This is a genomic window from Microvirga pudoricolor (genome assembly GCF_016892705.1).
Classification (GTDB): Bacteria; Pseudomonadota; Alphaproteobacteria; order Rhizobiales; family Beijerinckiaceae; genus Microvirga; species Microvirga pudoricolor.
In genome coordinates, this window is the sequence record NZ_JAFEMB010000009.1 from 58,248 (window position 1) to 76,447 (window position 18,200).

At 64.9% G+C, this 18,200-nt stretch carries 19 protein-coding genes; 11 read left to right on the forward strand and 8 right to left on the reverse strand.

What is annotated here, in order from left to right; all coding sequences use genetic code 11:
- The first annotated feature begins 42 nt into the window (after nucleotides 1-42).
- From ILT42_RS21300 to ILT42_RS21320, 5 genes are all read left to right on the forward strand, one after another.
- Nucleotides 43-504: a tripartite tricarboxylate transporter TctB family protein gene (locus ILT42_RS21300; protein WP_204218017.1), complete on the forward strand. Its 462-nt coding sequence runs from the start codon at nucleotides 43-45 to the stop codon at nucleotides 502-504.
- Complete coding sequence (locus ILT42_RS21305) at nucleotides 504-2,012, forward strand: tripartite tricarboxylate transporter permease (protein WP_229428850.1); 1,509 nt, start codon at nucleotides 504-506, stop codon at nucleotides 2,010-2,012. Before ILT42_RS21300 ends, ILT42_RS21305 begins: the two co-directional genes overlap by 1 nt.
- A gap of 38 nt (nucleotides 2,013-2,050) precedes the next feature.
- Nucleotides 2,051-3,058 carry a tripartite tricarboxylate transporter substrate binding protein gene (locus ILT42_RS21310; protein ID WP_204218019.1) on the forward strand — a complete coding sequence of 336 codons (1,008 nt, stop codon included), beginning with the start codon at nucleotides 2,051-2,053 and terminating at the stop codon, nucleotides 3,056-3,058.
- A gap of 130 nt (nucleotides 3,059-3,188) precedes the next feature.
- On the forward strand, nucleotides 3,189-3,653 hold the full coding sequence (locus tag ILT42_RS21315) for a hypothetical protein (protein WP_204218020.1): 465 nt from the start codon (nucleotides 3,189-3,191) through the stop codon (nucleotides 3,651-3,653).
- Nucleotides 3,650-5,029: an FAD-containing oxidoreductase gene (locus ILT42_RS21320; RefSeq protein WP_204218021.1), complete on the forward strand. Its 1,380-nt coding sequence runs from the start codon at nucleotides 3,650-3,652 to the stop codon at nucleotides 5,027-5,029. The genes ILT42_RS21315 and ILT42_RS21320 overlap by 4 nt, the downstream gene beginning before the upstream one ends.
- 93 nt (nucleotides 5,030-5,122) lie before the next feature.
- Here ILT42_RS21320 and ILT42_RS21325 read toward each other — a convergent pair whose 3' ends face one another.
- From ILT42_RS21325 to ILT42_RS21340, 4 genes are all read right to left on the reverse strand, one after another.
- Complete coding sequence (locus ILT42_RS21325; RefSeq protein WP_204218022.1) at nucleotides 5,123-5,923, reverse strand: hypothetical protein; 801 nt, start codon at nucleotides 5,921-5,923, stop codon at nucleotides 5,123-5,125.
- A gap of 1,014 nt (nucleotides 5,924-6,937) precedes the next feature.
- Entirely contained in the window at nucleotides 6,938-7,156 is a 219-nt protein-coding gene (locus ILT42_RS21330; protein WP_204218023.1) for a hypothetical protein, read from the reverse strand.
- A gap of 101 nt (nucleotides 7,157-7,257) precedes the next feature.
- Nucleotides 7,258-7,548: a hypothetical protein gene (locus ILT42_RS21335; RefSeq protein WP_204218024.1), complete on the reverse strand. Its 291-nt coding sequence runs from the start codon at nucleotides 7,546-7,548 to the stop codon at nucleotides 7,258-7,260.
- A gap of 296 nt (nucleotides 7,549-7,844) precedes the next feature.
- Nucleotides 7,845-8,009, reverse strand: a complete 165-nt coding sequence (locus tag ILT42_RS21340; RefSeq protein WP_204218025.1) for a hypothetical protein — start codon at nucleotides 8,007-8,009, stop codon at nucleotides 7,845-7,847.
- A 138-nt stretch (nucleotides 8,010-8,147) separates the two neighbouring features.
- On the opposite strand from ILT42_RS21340, the gene ILT42_RS21345 reads away from it, so the two are divergent.
- Both ILT42_RS21345 and ILT42_RS21350 read left to right on the forward strand, forming a co-directional pair.
- Nucleotides 8,148-8,453, forward strand: a complete 306-nt coding sequence (locus ILT42_RS21345) for a hypothetical protein (protein WP_204218026.1) — start codon at nucleotides 8,148-8,150, stop codon at nucleotides 8,451-8,453.
- A gap of 106 nt (nucleotides 8,454-8,559) precedes the next feature.
- Nucleotides 8,560-9,024 carry a sigma factor-like helix-turn-helix DNA-binding protein gene (locus tag ILT42_RS21350; RefSeq protein ID WP_204218027.1) on the forward strand — a complete coding sequence of 155 codons (465 nt, stop codon included), beginning with the start codon at nucleotides 8,560-8,562 and terminating at the stop codon, nucleotides 9,022-9,024.
- A gap of 9 nt (nucleotides 9,025-9,033) precedes the next feature.
- Here the strand turns inward: ILT42_RS21350 and greA are convergent, their stop codons facing one another.
- Nucleotides 9,034-9,504: a transcription elongation factor GreA gene (greA, locus tag ILT42_RS21355; RefSeq protein ID WP_204218028.1), complete on the reverse strand. Its 471-nt coding sequence runs from the start codon at nucleotides 9,502-9,504 to the stop codon at nucleotides 9,034-9,036.
- Nucleotides 9,505-9,635: 131 nt separating this feature from the next.
- On the opposite strand from greA, the gene ILT42_RS21360 reads away from it, so the two are divergent.
- The gene (locus ILT42_RS21360) at nucleotides 9,636-10,430 is read left to right on the forward strand and encodes a calcium-binding protein (protein WP_204218029.1); all 795 of its coding nucleotides are present in this window, start codon (nucleotides 9,636-9,638) and stop codon (nucleotides 10,428-10,430) included.
- Here the strand turns inward: ILT42_RS21360 and ILT42_RS21365 are convergent.
- The gene (locus ILT42_RS21365) at nucleotides 10,418-10,864 is read right to left on the reverse strand and encodes an NUDIX hydrolase (protein ID WP_204218030.1); all 447 of its coding nucleotides are present in this window, start codon (nucleotides 10,862-10,864) and stop codon (nucleotides 10,418-10,420) included. The two genes, ILT42_RS21360 and ILT42_RS21365, sit on opposite strands and share 13 nt — an antisense overlap.
- A 234-nt stretch (nucleotides 10,865-11,098) precedes the next feature.
- Here ILT42_RS21365 and ILT42_RS21370 point away from each other — a divergent pair, with 234 nt between their 5' ends.
- The gene (locus ILT42_RS21370; protein ID WP_204218031.1) at nucleotides 11,099-13,684 is read left to right on the forward strand and encodes an HWE histidine kinase domain-containing protein; all 2,586 of its coding nucleotides are present in this window, start codon (nucleotides 11,099-11,101) and stop codon (nucleotides 13,682-13,684) included.
- A 43-nt stretch (nucleotides 13,685-13,727) separates the two neighbouring features.
- On the opposite strand, the gene ILT42_RS21375 is transcribed toward ILT42_RS21370, so the two are convergent.
- Together ILT42_RS21375 and ILT42_RS21380 are read right to left on the reverse strand one after the other, a co-directional pair.
- Nucleotides 13,728-14,279: a phasin family protein gene (locus ILT42_RS21375; protein WP_204218032.1), complete on the reverse strand. Its 552-nt coding sequence runs from the start codon at nucleotides 14,277-14,279 to the stop codon at nucleotides 13,728-13,730.
- Nucleotides 14,280-14,312: 33 nt separating this feature from the next.
- The gene (locus ILT42_RS21380; RefSeq protein WP_204218033.1) at nucleotides 14,313-14,693 is read right to left on the reverse strand and encodes a phasin; all 381 of its coding nucleotides are present in this window, start codon (nucleotides 14,691-14,693) and stop codon (nucleotides 14,313-14,315) included.
- Between the two features lie 194 nt (nucleotides 14,694-14,887).
- Between ILT42_RS21380 and ILT42_RS21385 the strand changes: the two genes are divergently transcribed.
- Together ILT42_RS21385 and ILT42_RS21390 are read left to right on the forward strand one after the other, a co-directional pair.
- The gene (locus ILT42_RS21385; RefSeq protein WP_204218034.1) at nucleotides 14,888-17,707 is read left to right on the forward strand and encodes an ATP-binding protein; all 2,820 of its coding nucleotides are present in this window, start codon (nucleotides 14,888-14,890) and stop codon (nucleotides 17,705-17,707) included.
- A complete protein-coding gene (locus tag ILT42_RS21390) occupies nucleotides 17,704-18,153 on the forward strand; it encodes a GNAT family N-acetyltransferase (RefSeq protein ID WP_204218035.1) in 450 nt (149 codons plus the stop codon). Before ILT42_RS21385 ends, ILT42_RS21390 begins: the two co-directional genes overlap by 4 nt.
- The last annotated feature ends 47 nt before the right edge of the window (nucleotides 18,154-18,200 follow it).

The following is an 18,200-nucleotide window of genomic DNA, read 5'->3' on the forward strand; positions in this document are numbered from 1 at the left end:
CAGCGCCAGGAGGCGCTGCCTTCTTCCCGGAGGAGAGGTTTCTTGAGGCGACTGGCGACAAGCCCAGATTTTCTGGCTGGCCTGGCTTTCGTTCTGTTCGGCATCGGCTTTTTCGCCGGCTCGCTGAACTATGAATACGGCTCCGTTCAGGAAATGGGGCCGGGGTACTTCCCGCGCGTGCTCAGCGCGAGCCTGCTCGTTTTGGGGCTCCTGCAGGTGATCGGCGCCATGAGAGAAGCCGGTCACGGGGGTTCGATGGCGTCTCGGCTCTATGTAAGGCCTCTCATCTTCGTCCTTGGCGGCATGGCGGTCTTTGCCGCGACGCTGGAGACCTTCGGGATCGTGGTGGCGGCCATGCTTCTCGTTCTGGTCGCCGGTGTCGTCGCGCCAGACCGCCGCTGGCCTGAGGTCGCCCTAGCGGCGGTTCTGCTGGCGGCGTTTTCAGCCCTGGTGTTCGTCAAGGGCCTGGGCGTTTATATGCCGATCTGGCCGGAGATGCCGTGATGGATTTCATCGGCAACCTCGCGTTGGGCTTCAGCGTCGCCGTATCCCCCACCAACATCTTCTACTGCTTCGTCGGCGTGCTTCTCGGCACACTGGTCGGCGTCCTGCCGGGCATCGGTCCCATCGCGACGATGGCGATGCTGCTTCCGGCGACTTACGCTCTCGAGCCGATCTCGGCTCTCATCATGCTGGCCGGCATCTATTACGGGGCTCAGTACGGCGGCTCGACCAGCGCGATCCTCCTCAAACTGCCGGGCGAGTCATCTGCGGTCATCACGACCCTGGACGGCTACCAGATGGCCCAGAAAGGCCAAGCCGAGCTCGCGCTGTCGCTAGCGGCCATCGGATCCTTCATCGCCGGAACGTTCGGCACCTTGGTGCTGAGCGCCTTCGCTCCCTTGCTGGCGACCGTCGCCGTGAAGTTCGGCGCGGCCGAATATTTTTGTCTCATGGTCCTGGGACTGGTGGCCGCCATCGTGCTTTCATCGGGGCCGCTCCTCAAAGCCCTGTCGATGATAATCCTGGGCTTGTTGTTCGGCATTATCGGGACCGATATCAATTCCGGACTCGAGCGTTACACATTCGGGATCCCGGAGGTGTCGAGCGGGATCAGCTTCGCGGTCGTCGCGCTGGGCCTTTTCGGCGTCTCCGAAATTTTGGCCAATCTTGAGACCGGCGAGAAGCGCGCCGTTGTCTCCAAGACCATTGAGGGCCTCTGGCCCACGCGGGCGCAAATGCGTCAGGCGTTGCCACCCATCCTGCGCGGTTCGGTTCTGGGATCCCTGCTCGGCGTCCTGCCGGGCGGGGGCGTCACCATGGCGTCCTTCGGGTCATACTCGATCGAGAAAAAGATCGCCAAGGATCCGAGCCGGTTCGGAAAAGGCGCTCTCGAAGGGGTCGCAGGGCCTGAATCCGCCAATAATTCGGCGGCGCAGACGTCGTTCATTCCGCTGCTGACCCTCGGCGTGCCGTCGAACGGCGTGATGGCGATGATGATGAGCGCCATGATGCTGCACAATATTCGCCCGGGTCCGCAGGTGATCACCTCGACCCCGGAACTGTTCTGGGGGCTCGTCGCCTCCATGTGGCTCGGCAACCTGATCCTTGTCGTCCTGAACCTGCCGCTCATCGGAATCTGGGTGAAACTCCTGCAAGTGCCGTACAGGCTGCTCTATCTCGTCATCCTGCTCTTCTGCTGCATCGGCATCTACAGCATCCAGAATGCCGCGACGGACATCTACTTCGGCATCTTGTTCGCCATCCTCGGCTACGTCTTCGTGAAATTGCGCTGCGAGCTCGTGCCGTTCCTGCTGGGGTTCATTCTCGGGCCGATGCTCGAAGACAACCTGCGGCGGGCGATGCTGCTCTCGGGTGGCGACGCGACCGTGTTCGTCACGCGCCCCATCAGCGCCTCGCTCCTGGCTGTCGTCGCCCTGCTGCTGATCGTGGCGCTGCTGCCCAAGATCCGGCGCAAGCGAGAAGAAGTTTTTCAAGATCAAGAAGCCTAAGGGCCGCACTCAATCAACCACCCTCAGGAGGAAACGCCATGAAGAACCACTCCCATCAATCCGTCGTCCGCTCCGCAATCCGTGCCGCCGCGCTCCTGCCCTTCGGCCTGGCGCTTGCCGCGGCCTCTCCGGCGTTGGCCCAGGACTGGAAGCCGACTCGTCCCGTCAACCTCATCGTGCCGTCCAACCCCGGAGGGGGACACGACAACAACGCCCGCATCCTGGCGAGCACGATGGAGAAATATGCGGGCCAGCCGATCAACATCGTCAACCAAGCTGCCGGCGGCGGGGTTGTCGCCTACAATCAGATGATGAAAGCGAAGCCCGACGGATACACAGTCGGACAGATCTCGGTCTCCGTCGTGTCCGACCAGTTTCGGATCTCCGGCGTCACGTACAACAAGGATAGCTACACCTATCTCGGCCAAATTTCCTCCGACCAGAATCTCTTGGTCGTGAAGGCTGACGGGCCTTTCGGCAAGATGAACGTCAAGGAATTCGTGGCTTACGCCAAGGATAACCCCGGAAAGGTCCCCTTCGGCGTCTCCGGCAACTGGACGAACCACGACTACACCCGTTTCCAGATCGAGGACGCGTCAGGGGCCAAGTTCCTCCGCGTGCCGCAGAAGGGCGGCAGCGAGATCGTGCTGTCGATCCTGTCAGGGGACGTGCAGGCCGGCGCCTTGTATCCGTCCGAAGTGAAGTCGCAGGTCGATGCCGGCGCCCTCAAGATCCTGGCGCATAACGGCGACCGGGCGCTCGAAGGCTGGCCGGACGTCCCGACCTTCACGTCGCAGGGACTCGCCGTCGATCTTTCGATCTGGCGCGCCCTGGTGCTGCCGAAGGAGACGCCGGCCAATATCGTGGCGGGCTGGCGCAAGATCCTCGAGGAGACCATGAAGGATCCAGCCGTGAAGCAAGCTTATGCGACGGCGGGCATCGGCTATGCGTACCGGAACGCGGAGGACATGGAAAAGCTCGTCGAGGCCGCCGACAACGCCTATCGCACGATTTCGGCCAAGGCGGGGGTCAAAGTCTCGAACTGATGCTCCCTAGGGCACTGGGACAATCCAGTCCCAGTGCCGCCTTGCAGATTCGAGCGTCATGGAGGGACTTGCGCGCCCCTGGGAACATGTTCCACCATAGGGGACGGTGGCATGGATGGGGAAGGGGCCAATGCTTTTGATCCTCTCAGCGCTTTTGATCGGCGTCGTCGCGGGCCTAAGAACCATGACCGCGCCTGCCGCCGTCAGCTGGGCGGCCTTTCTCGGCCTGATCGATCTTGGCAACACGTGGCTTGGTTTCCTGAGCCACCCCTACACGCCTTGGGTCCTGACCGTGCTGGCCATCGGCGAGCTGATCGCAGACCAACTGCCCTCAACCCCGAGCCGTAAGGTGCCGACGCAGTTCGGCGCCCGGCTCGTCGCGGGCGCGCTCGCGGGTGGAGCGCTTGGAGAAAGCGGCGGGTCCCTGTTGCTGGGTGCGGTTGCAGGAATCCTAGGGGCCGTTCTCGGCACTTTGGGCGGTGCGGCCATCCGGTCACGCCTGGCCGATGCCTTCGGCCGCGACCGTCCAGCCGCCCTGATCGAGGATGCGGTCGCAATTCTCGGAGCAGTCTTGATCGTGAGCGTGCTGACATGATCCAGTCGTTCGATGCCATCGTGATCGGCGCTGGGCAGGCGGGCCCCTCGCTCGCGGCACGCCTCACGGCCGCGGGCATGACGGTCGCGATCGTCGAGCGCAAGCTCTTCGGCGGCACGTGCGTGAACACAGGTTGCATGCCGACGAAAACCCTCGTGGCCAGCGCCTACGCGGCTCACCTTGCACGGCGGGAAATCGATTACGGGATCGTGCCGAGAGGGCCTGTCATCGTCGACATGAAACGCGTGCGCGAGCGCGCCGACACGGTCTCACGAAACGCCAGGACCAATGTGGAGACATGGCTTCGGCGCATGAAGAACCTGACCGTCTTCGAGGGACACGCACGCTTCGAGAATCCGCGTCGCGTGAGGGTGGGGGACGAGACCCTTGAGGCGGACCGTATCTTTATCAATGTCGGCGGACGCGCCAGCGTGCCGGACATGCCGGGCGTGGGATCCGTCGATTTCCTGACCAACACGTTGATGCTCCAACTCGATGTCGTGCCCGAGCATCTCGTGGTGGTCGGAGGCAGCTACATCGGCCTCGAATTCGCCCAGATGTACCGCCGCTTCGGCGCTGAGGTCACCGTCGTCGAGAAGGGACCTCGCCTCGTGGCCCGGGAGGATGAGGACGTGTCCGAGGCCATCCGGGAGATCTTATCCGCCGAGGGGATCACGGTTCGCACGAATGCAACCTGCATCGGCTTCAAGCCTCATGCCGATGGAGTTGCAGTGGATGTCGACTGCACATCGGGCGATCCCTTCGTGGTCGGCTCCCATGTGCTGCTGGCGGTCGGCCGCAGGCCCAACACGGACGATTTGGGCCTCGACAGGGCCGGCGTTGCGTTGGATGCGCGTGGCTATATTCTTGTAGACGAAAAGCTGTCCACCAGCGCTCCGGGCATATGGGCCTTGGGAGATTGCAACGGACGAGGAGCCTTCACGCACACGGCCTACAACGACTACGAGATTGTAGCCGCGAACCTGCTCGATGGCGCGGACCGTCGCGTGGATGCGCGGATCCCTGGCTATGCTCTCTACATCGACCCACCGCTCGGTCGCGTCGGTATGTCGGAGACGGAGGCCCGCCGATCGGGCCGCGGGCTTCTCGTGTCGAAGCGTCCGATGACCCGGGTCGGTCGGGCTGTCGAGAAGGGTGAGACCAAGGGCTTCATGAAGATTGTCGCCGATGCCGAGACGCAGCAGATCCTGGGCGCCGCCATCCTGGGCCTGAATGGCGACGAGGCCATTCACGGTATTCTGGACATGATGAACGCCAAGACGGCCTATCCGATCCTGCAATGGGCCGTGCCGATCCATCCGACCGTCTCGGAACTCATCCCGACGCTTCTCGGCGAACTCAAGCCGGCCGACTGAGGCATTCTACAAAAGTGCGGTTTCCTCCGGATTCCTGCCACTGGATGCGGCGGACACCCTGTCGAACGGGTCGACAGGGTGTCCGCCGCGCTATCAGATAGACATCTTACTTCCGTCCGCCGTGACCGCCGCCGTCGCCGCCGCGTCCACCGCCATCACCGTGGCCGCCACCGCCTTTTCCGTCGCCCCCACGACCGCCAGCGCCTCCATGGCCACCGCCGCCCTTACCGCCGGAGTCACCTCCGTGACCGCCGCCGCCATGGTCGCCGCCTTTATCTCCACCCTTGCCTCCGCCGTGGTCGCCCCCTTTTCCACCACCATGGTCGCCACCATTGCCGCCTCCGTGATCTCCCTTGCCTCCGCCATCGTGACCGCCACCGTTATGGCCCCCACCGCCGTGACTGCCTCCACCATGACCGCCTCCGCCGTGACCGCCTCCGCCATGGCCGCCTCCACCGTGGCCCCCACCGCCGTGACCGCCTCCACCGTGGCCGCCTCCGCCGTTGTTGCCGCCGTGATGTCCGCCACCGCCAGGGTTGCCACCATGGCCGCCCCCTGGATTACCGCCCGGACCGCCTCCACCCGGATTTCCACCCCCAGGGTTCCCGCCTGCATCGCCACCACCCGGGTTGCCTCCGCCTGGAGTGCCACCACCGGGACTGCCGCCACCCGGGTTTCCGCCTCCAGGATTGCCGCCCCCAGGCGACCCACCGCCTGGCGCGCCGCCTCCCGGATTGCCTCCGGCTCCACCCCCAGGATTGCCGCCCCCGGGATTTCCGCCGCCGGAACTTCCGCCACCCGTGTTCCCCCCACCGGGGTTATTGCCGCCGGGATTGCCTCCGGGCGTATTGCCAGCGCCGCCCCCGCCCGGATTGTTGCCTCCGGGGTTTCCATTGCCGGGATCGCCGCCCCCCGGGGTTCCTGCGCCGGGATTGCCGCTCCCGGGGCCACCATTTCCCGGATTGCCGCCCGGCGGGTTGTTCGACGCAAGCCCATCGTTAGGCCTTCCCTGGTCATTGGGTCTGTCGCTGCCGACCAGATTGTCAGGCGTGCCGACGCCGTAGCCGCCCGGGACGGTGCCCGTCACGATGTCGTCACGGTCGAGCGGATTCACCGAGAGACGCTGGGACGGAGGCACGATCTGACACCGGCACACCTCCTGTCCCCGCACATGCCTGATCTGGCAGTTCCTGTAGTCGGATGGATTGGGCACGGCAGGTACACAGATCGCGGAAGAGGCCTGACGGGGAAGGGATGTCGGACGCCCTGGCGAACGGGGCACCGACGGCGTTCCGTCGATGGGCGCGACTTGACCGGGTTGAGTCGCCTGTGCCGCTCGCGGGGCCGATTGGTAGGGAGCACCTCCCCCTTGACCGTATCGGCCGTAAAGGCTGCCCGTCGTGCTCAAGTCGGCGGCGAGGAGAGCGGTCGACGAAACAAGTGTCGTCAGTCCCGCGATGGCGAGCGTCATCTTGCGCATCAGTGAATACCTGCGAGGAAAATTGAAGTTCTGACGCCAGCTTGGCGTCTGTTGTCGAGTACAGATGACGAACGAGGCAGTTATTGGTTCCGAATTAATACCAATTCGACAGTATAGTTCGGTGAAACAGATCGCGACACGACGGTTGAAAAGCCTTATCCAGTAAGACTTTCAAGCTTGGCCGTTGCGTATGCTGGCAAATATTTGATTTGTTGAGGCGAGAAAATGAGGACTAATACAAATACAACTTAAAAGAGCATTACTTATATTGTAATTTTACCTGAGCTTGTGTTGTCCGAGGTACATCGTTGTTAGCCTCGGTTGAGGCGCGCAGGGACCCCCTCGACGGTCTCCCGCCGTCGGCTGATATAGCTGAACTTTGAAAACGAGGAACGGTTGGCGCTCCGAGATGGAGCGCCTCCTAGGCGTCAGTGGTGACGCTCGTCGCGCTGATGGGAGGGCACGTCCGCCATGCGCTTGATCTCGCCAACCATCAGAAAAATGAACACAGCCATGATCCCGCCACCGACAATGTGGTTCAGGATCGAGGCGCTGACACTCGGATTAGACGCGATCACCGCAAAGAGAAGCAGGAGGGGCAGCCCCACGGTAAGGGCGAGAAGACCGATGATCGGACGGGTCAGCATGGAGATCGAGCCTTGGCCAGAGCGGCAGGAGATGGAATCCGCATACCCTGCGATGCGAGAAAGGCGAACTCGTGACGGCCGAGAAGATCGCCCTGTCCGGATCAGCGCTTTTTAGCGGCCGCTTGGTTGGCCTTGGTCGCCTCTTCGATCTTGTCCAGCTTGTCTTCGATCTTATCGAGTTTCGTCAGGATCTGGAACAGAATGTCCGGGACGACGCGGGAATAGTCGACATTCTCGCGGGATGCCTTGGCGGTCGCCTTGACGGCATCCATCAGCTCTCGAATCTCGGCGCGCGAGAAGGAACCGCGTTCCTCGGCGGCAGGAGCTGTCTGGGCGCCAGCCGGAAATGTCATGGCGAGCAGGAACGCGCCAACCCAAGCCCCACGATGCATCGTCGATCTCCCTCGTATCCCTTCGCTTCTCCCGGTTTTCGACCGCGCGTCAAGTCTTTGCGGCGGATTTCGACCATCGACTATGGTTGCGAGGAGGACAGGGTCCGGACAGGAAAAAGCCCCGTTCGAGGGGAGCCGGAACGGGGCCGAAGTTTACAGAGGCTACAAGGGATTGCGGGGTCTGCCTCTGTGACGGACCAACCCCGCGACCTCGGAAACGGTTCCTGAACTCCGAAGAATAGGCCGATCACGTTTTCTCTACCGATTCCAAAGCTTTGCAGTAGAGACGAGGGATTTCACGCCTCCGCCGGGGCCGTGATCCCGAGATCGTGCAGCTTGGCCCTCACATCGACGATGGAGCGCTTCAGCTTGAGGCTGATGATGGACATCGGCACGCCTTCCTTGGCCAAGGCCACGAGGGATTGTACGGCTTCGAGCGTCCAGGGGGATTGAGCATCCATGGTGTTTCTCTCGCGGTGAATACCACTAAAAATCCACCCGAACTGAGGCGAGATCGTGAAAAGGGAGGGTTGGGGCGGTTGAGACCGAAGTCTCGCGCCCCACAAAGGGCCGGTGTGATCGCCGACAGGCGACGGAGAATGTACATGGACACTTCGGGCGACATTCCCTGTCCTCGCAGGATCGGACTTCCCTGGTACGCCCGCGAGGACTATGCCCGCGTCAGGGCCGCCATGGCCGACCCACATAACCTCGCGCCTGTCTACGACGGTTGGCTCATGGCTGCCCTCAACAACGAGGCAGTGGCAAAACAGGCGGGGCTGCAGGTCGTGCGCGCGTTCATCGACCCGGATCGATTTCCGCACTGGTGCGCCGAGAAGGGCCTGGAGGCCGACGCCAGGGCCAGGGCCCGCTTCGCCCAGCAGGCGGCGGAAGCTGTGGGTTGATGCCCACGGCGGCGAAAGATGCGGAAACCAAGCCTCAGCTTTGCCGTTAAGCTGGGAAAGGATCTGAGTCGCAAGGCCTGTCTCAGACCTGCGCACGGAGGTGCCGGTGACCACCCTCAAGGAGTTCGAGGAGGCTTTGCGCGAGCAAGGCATGAACATGGCCCTCGCGATCCTGCAGAAGCTTCGCGAACGGGACAAAGCCGCCCGGACGGTGATGCCCGCCCGGCGGATCACCGGCCGCAAGATGACGCCGGATCTCGCCCGCAAGATCTTGGAGCTGCACGCCAATACCGGCATGACCCAGCAGGAGATCGCGTTCGAACTCGGCGTCAACCAAGGCCGGGTGAACGAGGTGATCAAGCGCGGCAAATGGCTCACCGAGGATCCGCACGCGCCCGAGGCCGTCGCCCGCGACCGCGCGAAGGCGCGCATGGAGAAGGCGCAGCGCGAGCCGGCGCCCGCCCGCTCGCCGCGAGAGCCCAGGCCGAAGGCCGCCCGGCCCGTGACCAGTGCCAAGAAGCCGGCGTCCAAGACCCGCACCCAGGCTCAGCTGATGCTTGGAGACTTGTGAGGCTCGATCTCAATCCGGCTCGATCGCGATGATCTCGGCTTCATTGCGCCCCGCCTGAACGATATCGCCGGCCCGCCTGCCGATGAGTGCCTGTGCCAGCGGGGAGACGTATGAAAGGGTGCCGCCGGAGGGGTCGGCTTCGTCTTCGCCCACGATGCGGTAGGTGTGGCGCCGGCCGTCCTCTCGCTCGATGGTGACCCGGGAGCCAAAGCGAACCAGGGCGTGGTCTCCGACACTTTCGACCAGTTCCGCGGACGCGCGTCGCTGCGACCAGTAGCGAAGGTCTCGCGAGGCCCGCGCCACCTCGGCCCTGTCCCCCTTCGACTGCGCATCGGCCAAACGGTGTCGTAGACCCGAAATCTCGGCGTCGATCCGAGCAAGTCCCTCCTCCGTGACGAGATTGCGATGAGGGCTGATCGGCCGGTCCGGCAGATCCTCGAACTCGCTCCCGTCGGCCTCCCGAACGAATGCTCGGCTCATGCCATGTGCCTTTTCAGACCTGTCTGTGACAACGGCCGTGACGGGTTGCGGTTTCGCGCGGATCAGGCGTGGACAGAGTGATCGAGAGCCGCTACGGCAATCGTAATATTATTTCTTTATTGGATTTGACCATGTTGTTTGGCACCCTGGACCCGAACCGGCGCGAGGCGATCGACATGCTCGATCTCGATTTGTGCGGCTCCTTCATGGGCAAGCGAAGCGCACCCAAGGCCGGCATGGTGCGGGTCGAAGGCAAGGATGCTTCGACGCTCTTCATGGGCACGACCCTCAAGCTCGACCGCTTCCAGGCCATGACCGGCAGCATCGACGCCCTGTCGGTCAAAAAGAACGAGAAGATCTTCCTCAGTTTCATCGGAGTGAATATGGGGGCCGGATCGTTCGAGGCCCTGGTCTCGCAGCGGGACGACAACCGGTTCGCCCAGGCCCTCTTCGAGGGGGACGATACGGTCGCAGGCGGCATTGGTAACGATAGGCTGCTCGGGTTTGCTGGAGACGATCTTCTCCAAGGGGGAGCCGGAAACGACATCCTCGATGGCGGCTCCGGGAGCGACACGTTGATCGGTGGGGCCGGGCGGGATCTGTTCCTCGCCTCGGACCCCGTCAGACGCACGGCCGCCGTGGATCTGATCGAAGACTTCGCTCCCGCGCAGGACCGTATCATCCTCGACAGCGCCATCCTGTCGTCCCTGGCGAGGAAAGGCATCAAGGGCCCGTCCGGAACTCTCAAGGCTTCCAGCTTCGCCCTCGGCGCGCGCGCCGGGGACGCGAACGATCACGTGATCTACGACCGGACGTCCGGCACAATCCTCTACGACCCCGATGGCGCAGGCGGCGTCTCCGCGACAGCACTTCTCCGTCTCGAGAACAAGGCGGCGTTGACCCACAAGGATTTCTACGTCGTGTGATCCGGCGCTCCCAAGGCCCGCCGGGCAATCACATCCACGTCGGCGCTCATGGGCAAGGTCGACGGGTCGAGGGCGTCGAGGGTGAACCAGGCCGCCTCGAGAGCGTCGTCCCCGGCGATGGCCTCCCCCGAAAGCCAGCGGCAGAGGACGGCGACCAGGATGAAGTGCCGGGCGATGCGCCCGGATCCGTCCTTCTCGAAGACATCCAGTGTTGTCATGACGGCCTCGGTCCTGGCCTCCACGGCGGTTTCCTCGGCGAGTTCGCGCAGCGCGGCCGCCGCGACCGTTTCGCCAAGCTCGATCTTGCCTCCCGGGAAGCCCCAAAGGCCGGCATCCGGTGGGTTCGCCCGGCGGACGAGCAGAACACGGTCCTGGCGGACCACCACGGCGATCACGGCCGCGATCGGCATGGCGACGGAAGGTGGGTCGGTCATCATCGGAACCCTCTCGAAGCGGGGTGCCCGGACCGTCCCCCTCATGCGACAGGTTGTCCACGAATGGCGCCGGGCGGGCAGCCCCCTGGACCGTTTGCTTGATTTGGGTCCATTAGGCTACACCATACGTCGGGCGGATCTTCATCGGGCCCGAGAAAAGCCCTGATCTTTTCCGATGAAACAAGCCTCGTCGACCGTCTGAGCGCCTTGCGTGCCGCCCTTGGAAACATCCCCTTGATCCCCTCGACCGATCCCGCTTCGCTGGTCCCCTCCGTCGACCTGACCAATTGCGACCGGGAGCCAATCCACATCCCAGGCGCGATCCAGCCTCACGGATGCCTCTTGGTCTGCACGCTGCCGGATTGGACCATTGCCCACGCGTCCCTGAACGCTCCGGACATCCTCAAGCGGCCCCTTGAGGAGATCCTGAACGTCACGCTCGAGGGCGTCCTGCCGGCCAAGACGGTGCACGACCTCCGCAACACGCTCCAGTCCGCCATGATCTCGGACAGTGCCGAACGGCTGGCGGACGCCGATGTCGGGACCGGTCTGGATCGCCAGGACATCGCCGTTCACCTGAGCGGAAGCCGAGCCGTGATCGAGATCATTCCGCAAAGCGGCGCCGACGTGGTGACGGCCGACCCGACGATGCTCGTCAAGAGCCTTATCGGGCGGCTGCGGCGGGCGACCAATATCGACCGCTTCCTCCAAATGGCGGCGCAGCAGATGCGGGCGGTGACGGGGTACGATCGGGTCCTGATCTACAAATTCCTGCACGATTCCTCGGGCCAGGTCGTGGCGGAAGCCATCCGGTCGGGACTTCCGCCGTTCCTGGGCTTGCGCTATCCGGCCTCGGACATTCCGGCCCAGGCTCGGGAACTCTATAAGCGCCAGTGGCTTCGCCTGATCCCGGACGCCGAGTATCGTCCGGTCCCCCTCGAGCCGAGCTTGGACGACAAGGGCTTGCCGGTGGACCTTGGCCTCGCCAGCCTTCGCAGCGTGTCGCCGATCCACATCGAGTACATGCGGAACATGGGCGTGCGGGCAAGCCTGACCGTGTCTCTCATGCGGGGCAAGGAATTGTGGGGGCTCATCGCCTGCCACCATGACGCTCCCAGGCGCCTCTCGGCCGCGACCTGCGCGGCGACGGAACTGTTCGGGCAGGTGTTCTCGCTCCAGATTGAGGCGAAGGAGCAGGAGGTGGAACTGGCCCGGGCGAACCGGCTGCGCGAGTGCCAGGATCGGTTCCTGGCCAGCATGGGCCCGTCCGACACGGTCTTCGACTCCGTCGAGCCGTACCGGGATCTCCTGAACGATCTCATCGCTTGCGACGGCGTCGGCAGTTGGTCGGGCGGCCGCTTCTCGGGCGTCGGCGTCACGCCTCCCGAAGCCGAGATCCCGAAGCTGGTGGCGTTCCTGGATGGGAAAAGCCCAACCGAGCCCTTCGCGACGGCGGAGCTCGGCCGAGTCCTGCCATCGGCCACGCTCTATGCGGACCGGGTGAGCGGCCTCCTCGCCATTCCATTCGCGCGCACGCCCCGGGACTATCTTTTCTTCTTCCGACGGGAGGTCGAGCAGACCATCACCTGGGGCGGCAACCCTCACAAGGCCGTCGAGAATCTCCCCGGCCGCGACAGGCGCATCTCGCCACGCAAGAGCTTCGAGGCCTGGCGCGAGAAGGTGCGTGGCCAGTCGCTGCCTTGGCTGGACTGGGAGCTGCGCGTGGCCGAAACCCTCCGGGTCTCGCTGCTGGAGGTCATTCTTCGCCGGGCCGACTTGGTGGAGCGCGAGCGACGCACCGCCCAGGAAAGCCAGTCGCTGCTCATCGAGGAGCTGAACCACCGGGTCAAGAACATCCTGGCGCTGATCAGCTCTCTGGTGCGCCAGAGCCGCCAGGGCGTCGAGACCATCGAGGACTTCACCCGCGACATCGACAGCCGCATCCGCGCCCTGGCTTCGGCCCACGATCAGCTGACCCGAACGGGCTGGAATGCCGCTACCCTGCGCGGCCTCCTCGACATGGAGTCTCGGGCCTGGACCAAGAACGGCACCAGCGGACCGGACCTGAACGGGCCACCGGCGCTCCTCGACAGCAGGGCCTATCAGGCCATTGCTCTCGTCTTCCACGAAATGATGACGAACGCGGCCAAGTACGGCGCTCTTTCGACCCCGGGCGGGCACCTGATCGTCGAATGGAATTTCCGGCCCAACGGCGATCTGAGCATCGACTGGCGGGAGACGGACGGGCCTCCGGTGGCCCCGCCGCAGCGCAGGGGCTTCGGCACCATCGTCACGGAGCAGACGATCCCGTTCGAGCTGCAGGGCAAGACCAGCATCACTTTCGACCCTGCCGGCCTTCGGGCCTCGTTCCTGATTCCGGCCGCTCACGTGACGCCGGGGTCGGAGGAGGACGAGGTCCTGCCCAAGGACGTGGCCCGCGTGACGCTGAGCGACAAGCGCCTTCTGCTCGTGGAAGACAGCATGATGATCGCGCTCGACGCCCAGGCCCTGCTGCAGGGTGTAGGCGCGGAGGTCGAGATCGCCGGGACGGTCGCGGATGCTTGCCGGGCCTTGAGGCTCGGCTCGTTCGACGCCGCGGTCCTGGACATCAATCTGTCGGGGGAGACGAGCTTTCCGGTTGCCGACGATCTCAAGGATCGCAAGCGGCCGTTCATCTTCGCCACGGGCTATGGCGAGAGCACCAAGATCCCCGAGCGCTTCCGCCAGGTGCCGGTGGTGACCAAACCCTATGACGAGAAGGCGTTGCGCGCGGCCTTCGCCCGCTACCCGGACGTCGACTTGGTCATCGCGGCCCAATGAGAAAGGGCCGCCCCGCGGCGGCCCTCTCCAGACTCAAGTTATTTCAGCGGTTCGTCCAAACCGCTTGGATCGGCTCGACGCTTTGGCCGAACCACCGCTTGGTGGTGGCCGCGATGTCCTGCCACTGGGCCGTAGCGGTCTCGTACGCGTTGCGGAGCCCTGCGGTCTGGAGTTGAACGGCCTCCGGCAGGGAGCCTGCCCGGAGGGTGGACTGCCACAGGTCGAAGGCTGCGTCGCTCTGCGCCCGGAAGGCCTCGATCATCTTGTCGTTGACCTCGAGGGCCCCGCGCGTCGAGGCCGTGGCGGCTTCCTGCATGGCGGCCCGCAGAACCTCGCGGGACTCCTCGGTGCGCTTGGCGACGTGACGCATGACCTGGGGCGTCGCCTCGGCCACCATATGCACGGCGTCGAGCATCGCTTCCGGCTTCACCGCCTGGACGACGGCCTGCACGGTAGCGGGCATGACGGGTTCGGCAGCCTCCAGCATCGTGTTTTGCACGTCGCTGGCCAAAAGATCGGCGGCCGGGGTTGCGGCCTTGGCGGGCATGGCCCTCTTCACGGAACGGTTCGAACTCGACTTCTTGGTTTCGGCCATTGCTGTCTCCCGGCTGAAATTTCAGAGAGTGGGTTACTTCTTGGCAGTCGGCTGCTTCACGGCGGCCTGCGCGAGGGACCCGAATTCCTTCATCTGGGCCTGCATCGCCTCGAACTGGGTTCGCACGTACTCGGCCTGATACTGCATGACCTCCTGCATGTCCTTGGCCCGCACCATCTTCTGGGCGAGGTCGAAGGCCGCCGCGATATTCTGCTCGGCGTAGCTGAAGGTCTTGCGGGTCGCATCCTTGGCATTGCTGTGGACGGAGTTCGTGGAGCCCTCGAAGGTCTCGACGGTCCGCTGCGCGGCGCCCATGAAGCCATCGATGGCCTTGCGGGCCTGCTCGACGCTCTTCTCGGCGAAATCGCGCATTTCGGCCGGGACTTCGTAGGGGGTCTGGTTGTTCGCTGCCATGGATCTCTCCTCCTGGTGGGCTTGTTGTGCACTGCAATATCACATGGTGCGGTGCAAAATCAACCGCAAGGTCTAGCGTTAACCTTGGCATCAAGTAAATATGGCGATGTCCCCACCCGCACAGGCGCTCTCCTGCGCAATCGTTTAAATCTCCTTAAGATGTGACCGACCCTTGCAGTGAGACGAGATCGTCCATGGCGGAAAGCCCTCATTCCTACGAAGCCCTGATCGAACGGCTGTCCGCCGAGCCGGCCACGGCCGGGCTTGCGCGACCTGGCGCCGGGATCCTCATTTGGGAGGAGGGTGGGACGCGCCTGGCTTGGGTGTCGCAGGCGGCCGCCGCCCTAGGGGCGGCCCTCTCGGACGCCTCGGGCAGGATCCTGCCGACCGTCAAAGGCAGGGATCGGCTTTCGGCTCTCGCGTCGGGGCTGGCGCCACGCCAGGGCACCAGGCTCGAGCGCTTGGGCCTGAACCCCGATCGGCTCGCGCCTCCGGTGACCTGCGCATGCCGCCTCGTCAACTTCGAGGAACGTGAGCTGCTCGTCACGCTGGTGGTCGGGCCGATCCCGAAGGTCGCCGTTCGCTCGGTCCCGCCTTCCGCGCCCGCCCGGCTTCCCGATTCCGAACGGGTCGTCGCGGCGCCCGAAAAGGCACCCTTCCCGGACAAGGCGGCATCCTCCGACGAGGTGGGTCCAGAGCGCCCTGTACGGTTCGTCTGGCAGATGGACGACCAGACCCGATTCACGCAGGTCTCCAGACCCCTTGCCGGGGTGGTTGGCGAGGAGGCCTCCGGCATCCTGGGCCGTACGTGGCAGGATGTGAGCGGCCGATGGGCCGACGACCCGGAGGGGCGGATCGCCGACGCCCTCGCCGAGGGCCGCACCTGGAGCGGCGCCGCCGTGCATTGGGCCGTCGATGGCGGCCAGGACGAGGTCCCGATCGACCTGGCGGGCATGCCCGTCCGGCGTGCCGATGGCAGCCTTGCAGGGTTTCGCGGGTTCGGGCTGATCCGGCCGGCCGGCCGAAGGACCCGCGAGCCGGCCCGCCTTCCGAAAGCCTCCATCCCGGCCGAACTGATGGGCTCCGAGGCAGCGGAAGCGGCGCCGGGCCAAGAAGCTGCCGTCAGTCAAGAAGCTGCCGTCAGCCATGAAACCGTCCCTGAGCCGGATTCGGAGCCGGACGATGTGGCCGGGCAGGATTCGATCCTGTCGGCCGACCAGATCATGCCGCCGGAAGCCTCCATCCCGGACGGTAACTGGTTCGAGGAGCTGCGCGAGCGCGTAGCCGCCTCCCTGAACCAGCAGCCGCAGCCCGGAGCAGCGGGAGCGCAGGCCTCTCCGACGGGGTCGGATGGGCACGACGACAAGCCCGGCGAACCCCCATCGCGCCTCTCCTCCGCCGAGCGCAACGCGTTCCGCGAGATCGCCCGAGCCCTGGGTGCCCGTGTCGAGGCCGAGCACCCGGCGGATCCGCCGTCCGAGCCTCTCGCTGGCGGGCGCGAGGAGCCGGCCCCCCTCACCAGGGTCCCGGTGACCGCGCCGGCCGCCATGATCGTGCTCGACGGGCTTCCGGCCGGAGTTCTCATCCATAGGGGCGAGCGGATTCTCCACGCCAACCGCTTTCTTCTCGATCTGACGGGGTACGACGACCTCGCGCAGTTTTTGGGTAAGGCTTCGCTGGCGCGACTGTTCAAGGGCAGCCCGGCCGTCCTTCGCGGCGAGGAGGCCGGCCCTGCCGTTGCACTCACCGACCGGAACCAGGCGAGCCAAGCCGTCGAGGTCCGCCATTCGTCCGTCGAGTGGGAGGGCGCGCCTGCGGCCCTGATGCTCCTGCGCCCGGTGCCCGAACCCGAAGCGCCGCAGATCCTTCGCGCTTCCGAACTGGATCTGCGGGGCCAAGCCGCCCGCATCCTCGAATTGGAGGCCATCCTCGATACCGCCACGGACGGCGTGATCGCCCTCGACGAGACCGGCCGCATCCTTGGTCTCAACCGCTCGGCGGAAGCCCTGTTCGGTTACGACCAGCGCGAGGTGGTCGGAGACGCGATCACGGTTCTGCTTGCCCCCGATAGCCACATGGTGGCTCTCGACTATCTCGACCGACTGCGCTCTCCAGGGGTTGGCAGCCTGCTGAACGACGGCCGCGAGGTTTGGGGCCGGGTGCGCCAGGGCGGCTCGATCGCTCTTTTCATGACGATGGGATCGGTGAGCGAGGGGCCCAGCCGGAAGTTTTGCGCCGTTCTACGCGACATCACGGCCTTCAAGAAAGCCGAAGGCGAGCTGATGGGCGCCAAGCGGGCGGCCGAGGAGGCGAGCGCGCAGAAGTCGGACCTCCTGGCCAAGATCAGCCACGAGATTCGCACCCCGCTGAACGCCATCATCGGATTTGCCGAGGTGATGCTGGAGGAGCGTTTCGGGCCGATCGGAAACGATCGCTACAAGGACTACCTCAAGGACGTGCACGCCTCCGGCGCCCATGTCATGAGCCTCGTCAACGACCTTCTCGACCTCGCCAAGATCGAGGCCGGGCGCATGGACCTGTCGTTCACGAGCGTCGACCTCAACACCCTGGCATCCGCCTGCTTCACCCTCATGCAGCCGCAGGCCATGCGCCATCGCATCGTCATGCGCACGAGCTTCGCGCCTAAGCTGCCTCCGGTCGTGGCGGATGAGCGTTCCATCCGCCAGATCCTGCTGAATCTCGTATCGAACGCCATCAAGTTCACGGATGCGGGCGGACAGGTGATCCTCTCGACAGCCCTGACGGACCGGGGCGAGGTGGCCTTTCGGGTGCGCGATACGGGTATCGGCATGACCGAGAAGGAAATCGAGGCGGCTCTTGAGCCTTTCCGCCAGATTGCTACGTCCCAGAGACGGGGCGGCACGGGCCTGGGGCTGCCCCTCACGAAGGCCCTCGTGGAAGCCAACCGGGGCGCGCTCCAGATTGCCAGTCACCCTCGGGAAGGAACCCTGGTCGAGGTGATCTTTCCGCCGACGCGGGTGCTGGCGGGGTGAAAACCGCCCTGATCCGCCCGGCAGTCCCGGCGGATGCCGAAACGCTCGCCAAGCTTCATCGCCACGTGCGCGAGGCCTGCCTGCCGTATCTGCCGCGGCTGCACTCGCCTTTGGAGGACCATGCCTTCTTTCGTGACCACGTCCTTCCCGCCTCCACGGTCCAGGTGGCCGAGGCGGACGGGATGGCGGTCGGCTTCGCGGCGTGGCGTCCCGGATGGCTCGATCACCTCTACGTGCACCCGGACTGGCAGGGCTTGGGGATCGGATCGCGGCTTCTCGCGGTGGCGACGGACGACCTCTCGGCGGTGAGGCTCTGGGTGTTCCAACGCAACGTTGCGGCGCGCCGTTTCTACGAAGCTCGCGGTTTTGGGCTCGTCAGGCTCACCGACGGGTCCGGAAACGAGGAGAACGAGCCGGACGCCCTCTACGCTTGGCCGCGAGATTGATCCGGCCGCCAGCGGCATTAGCTTTGGCACGATGCTTTAGCCCAGGG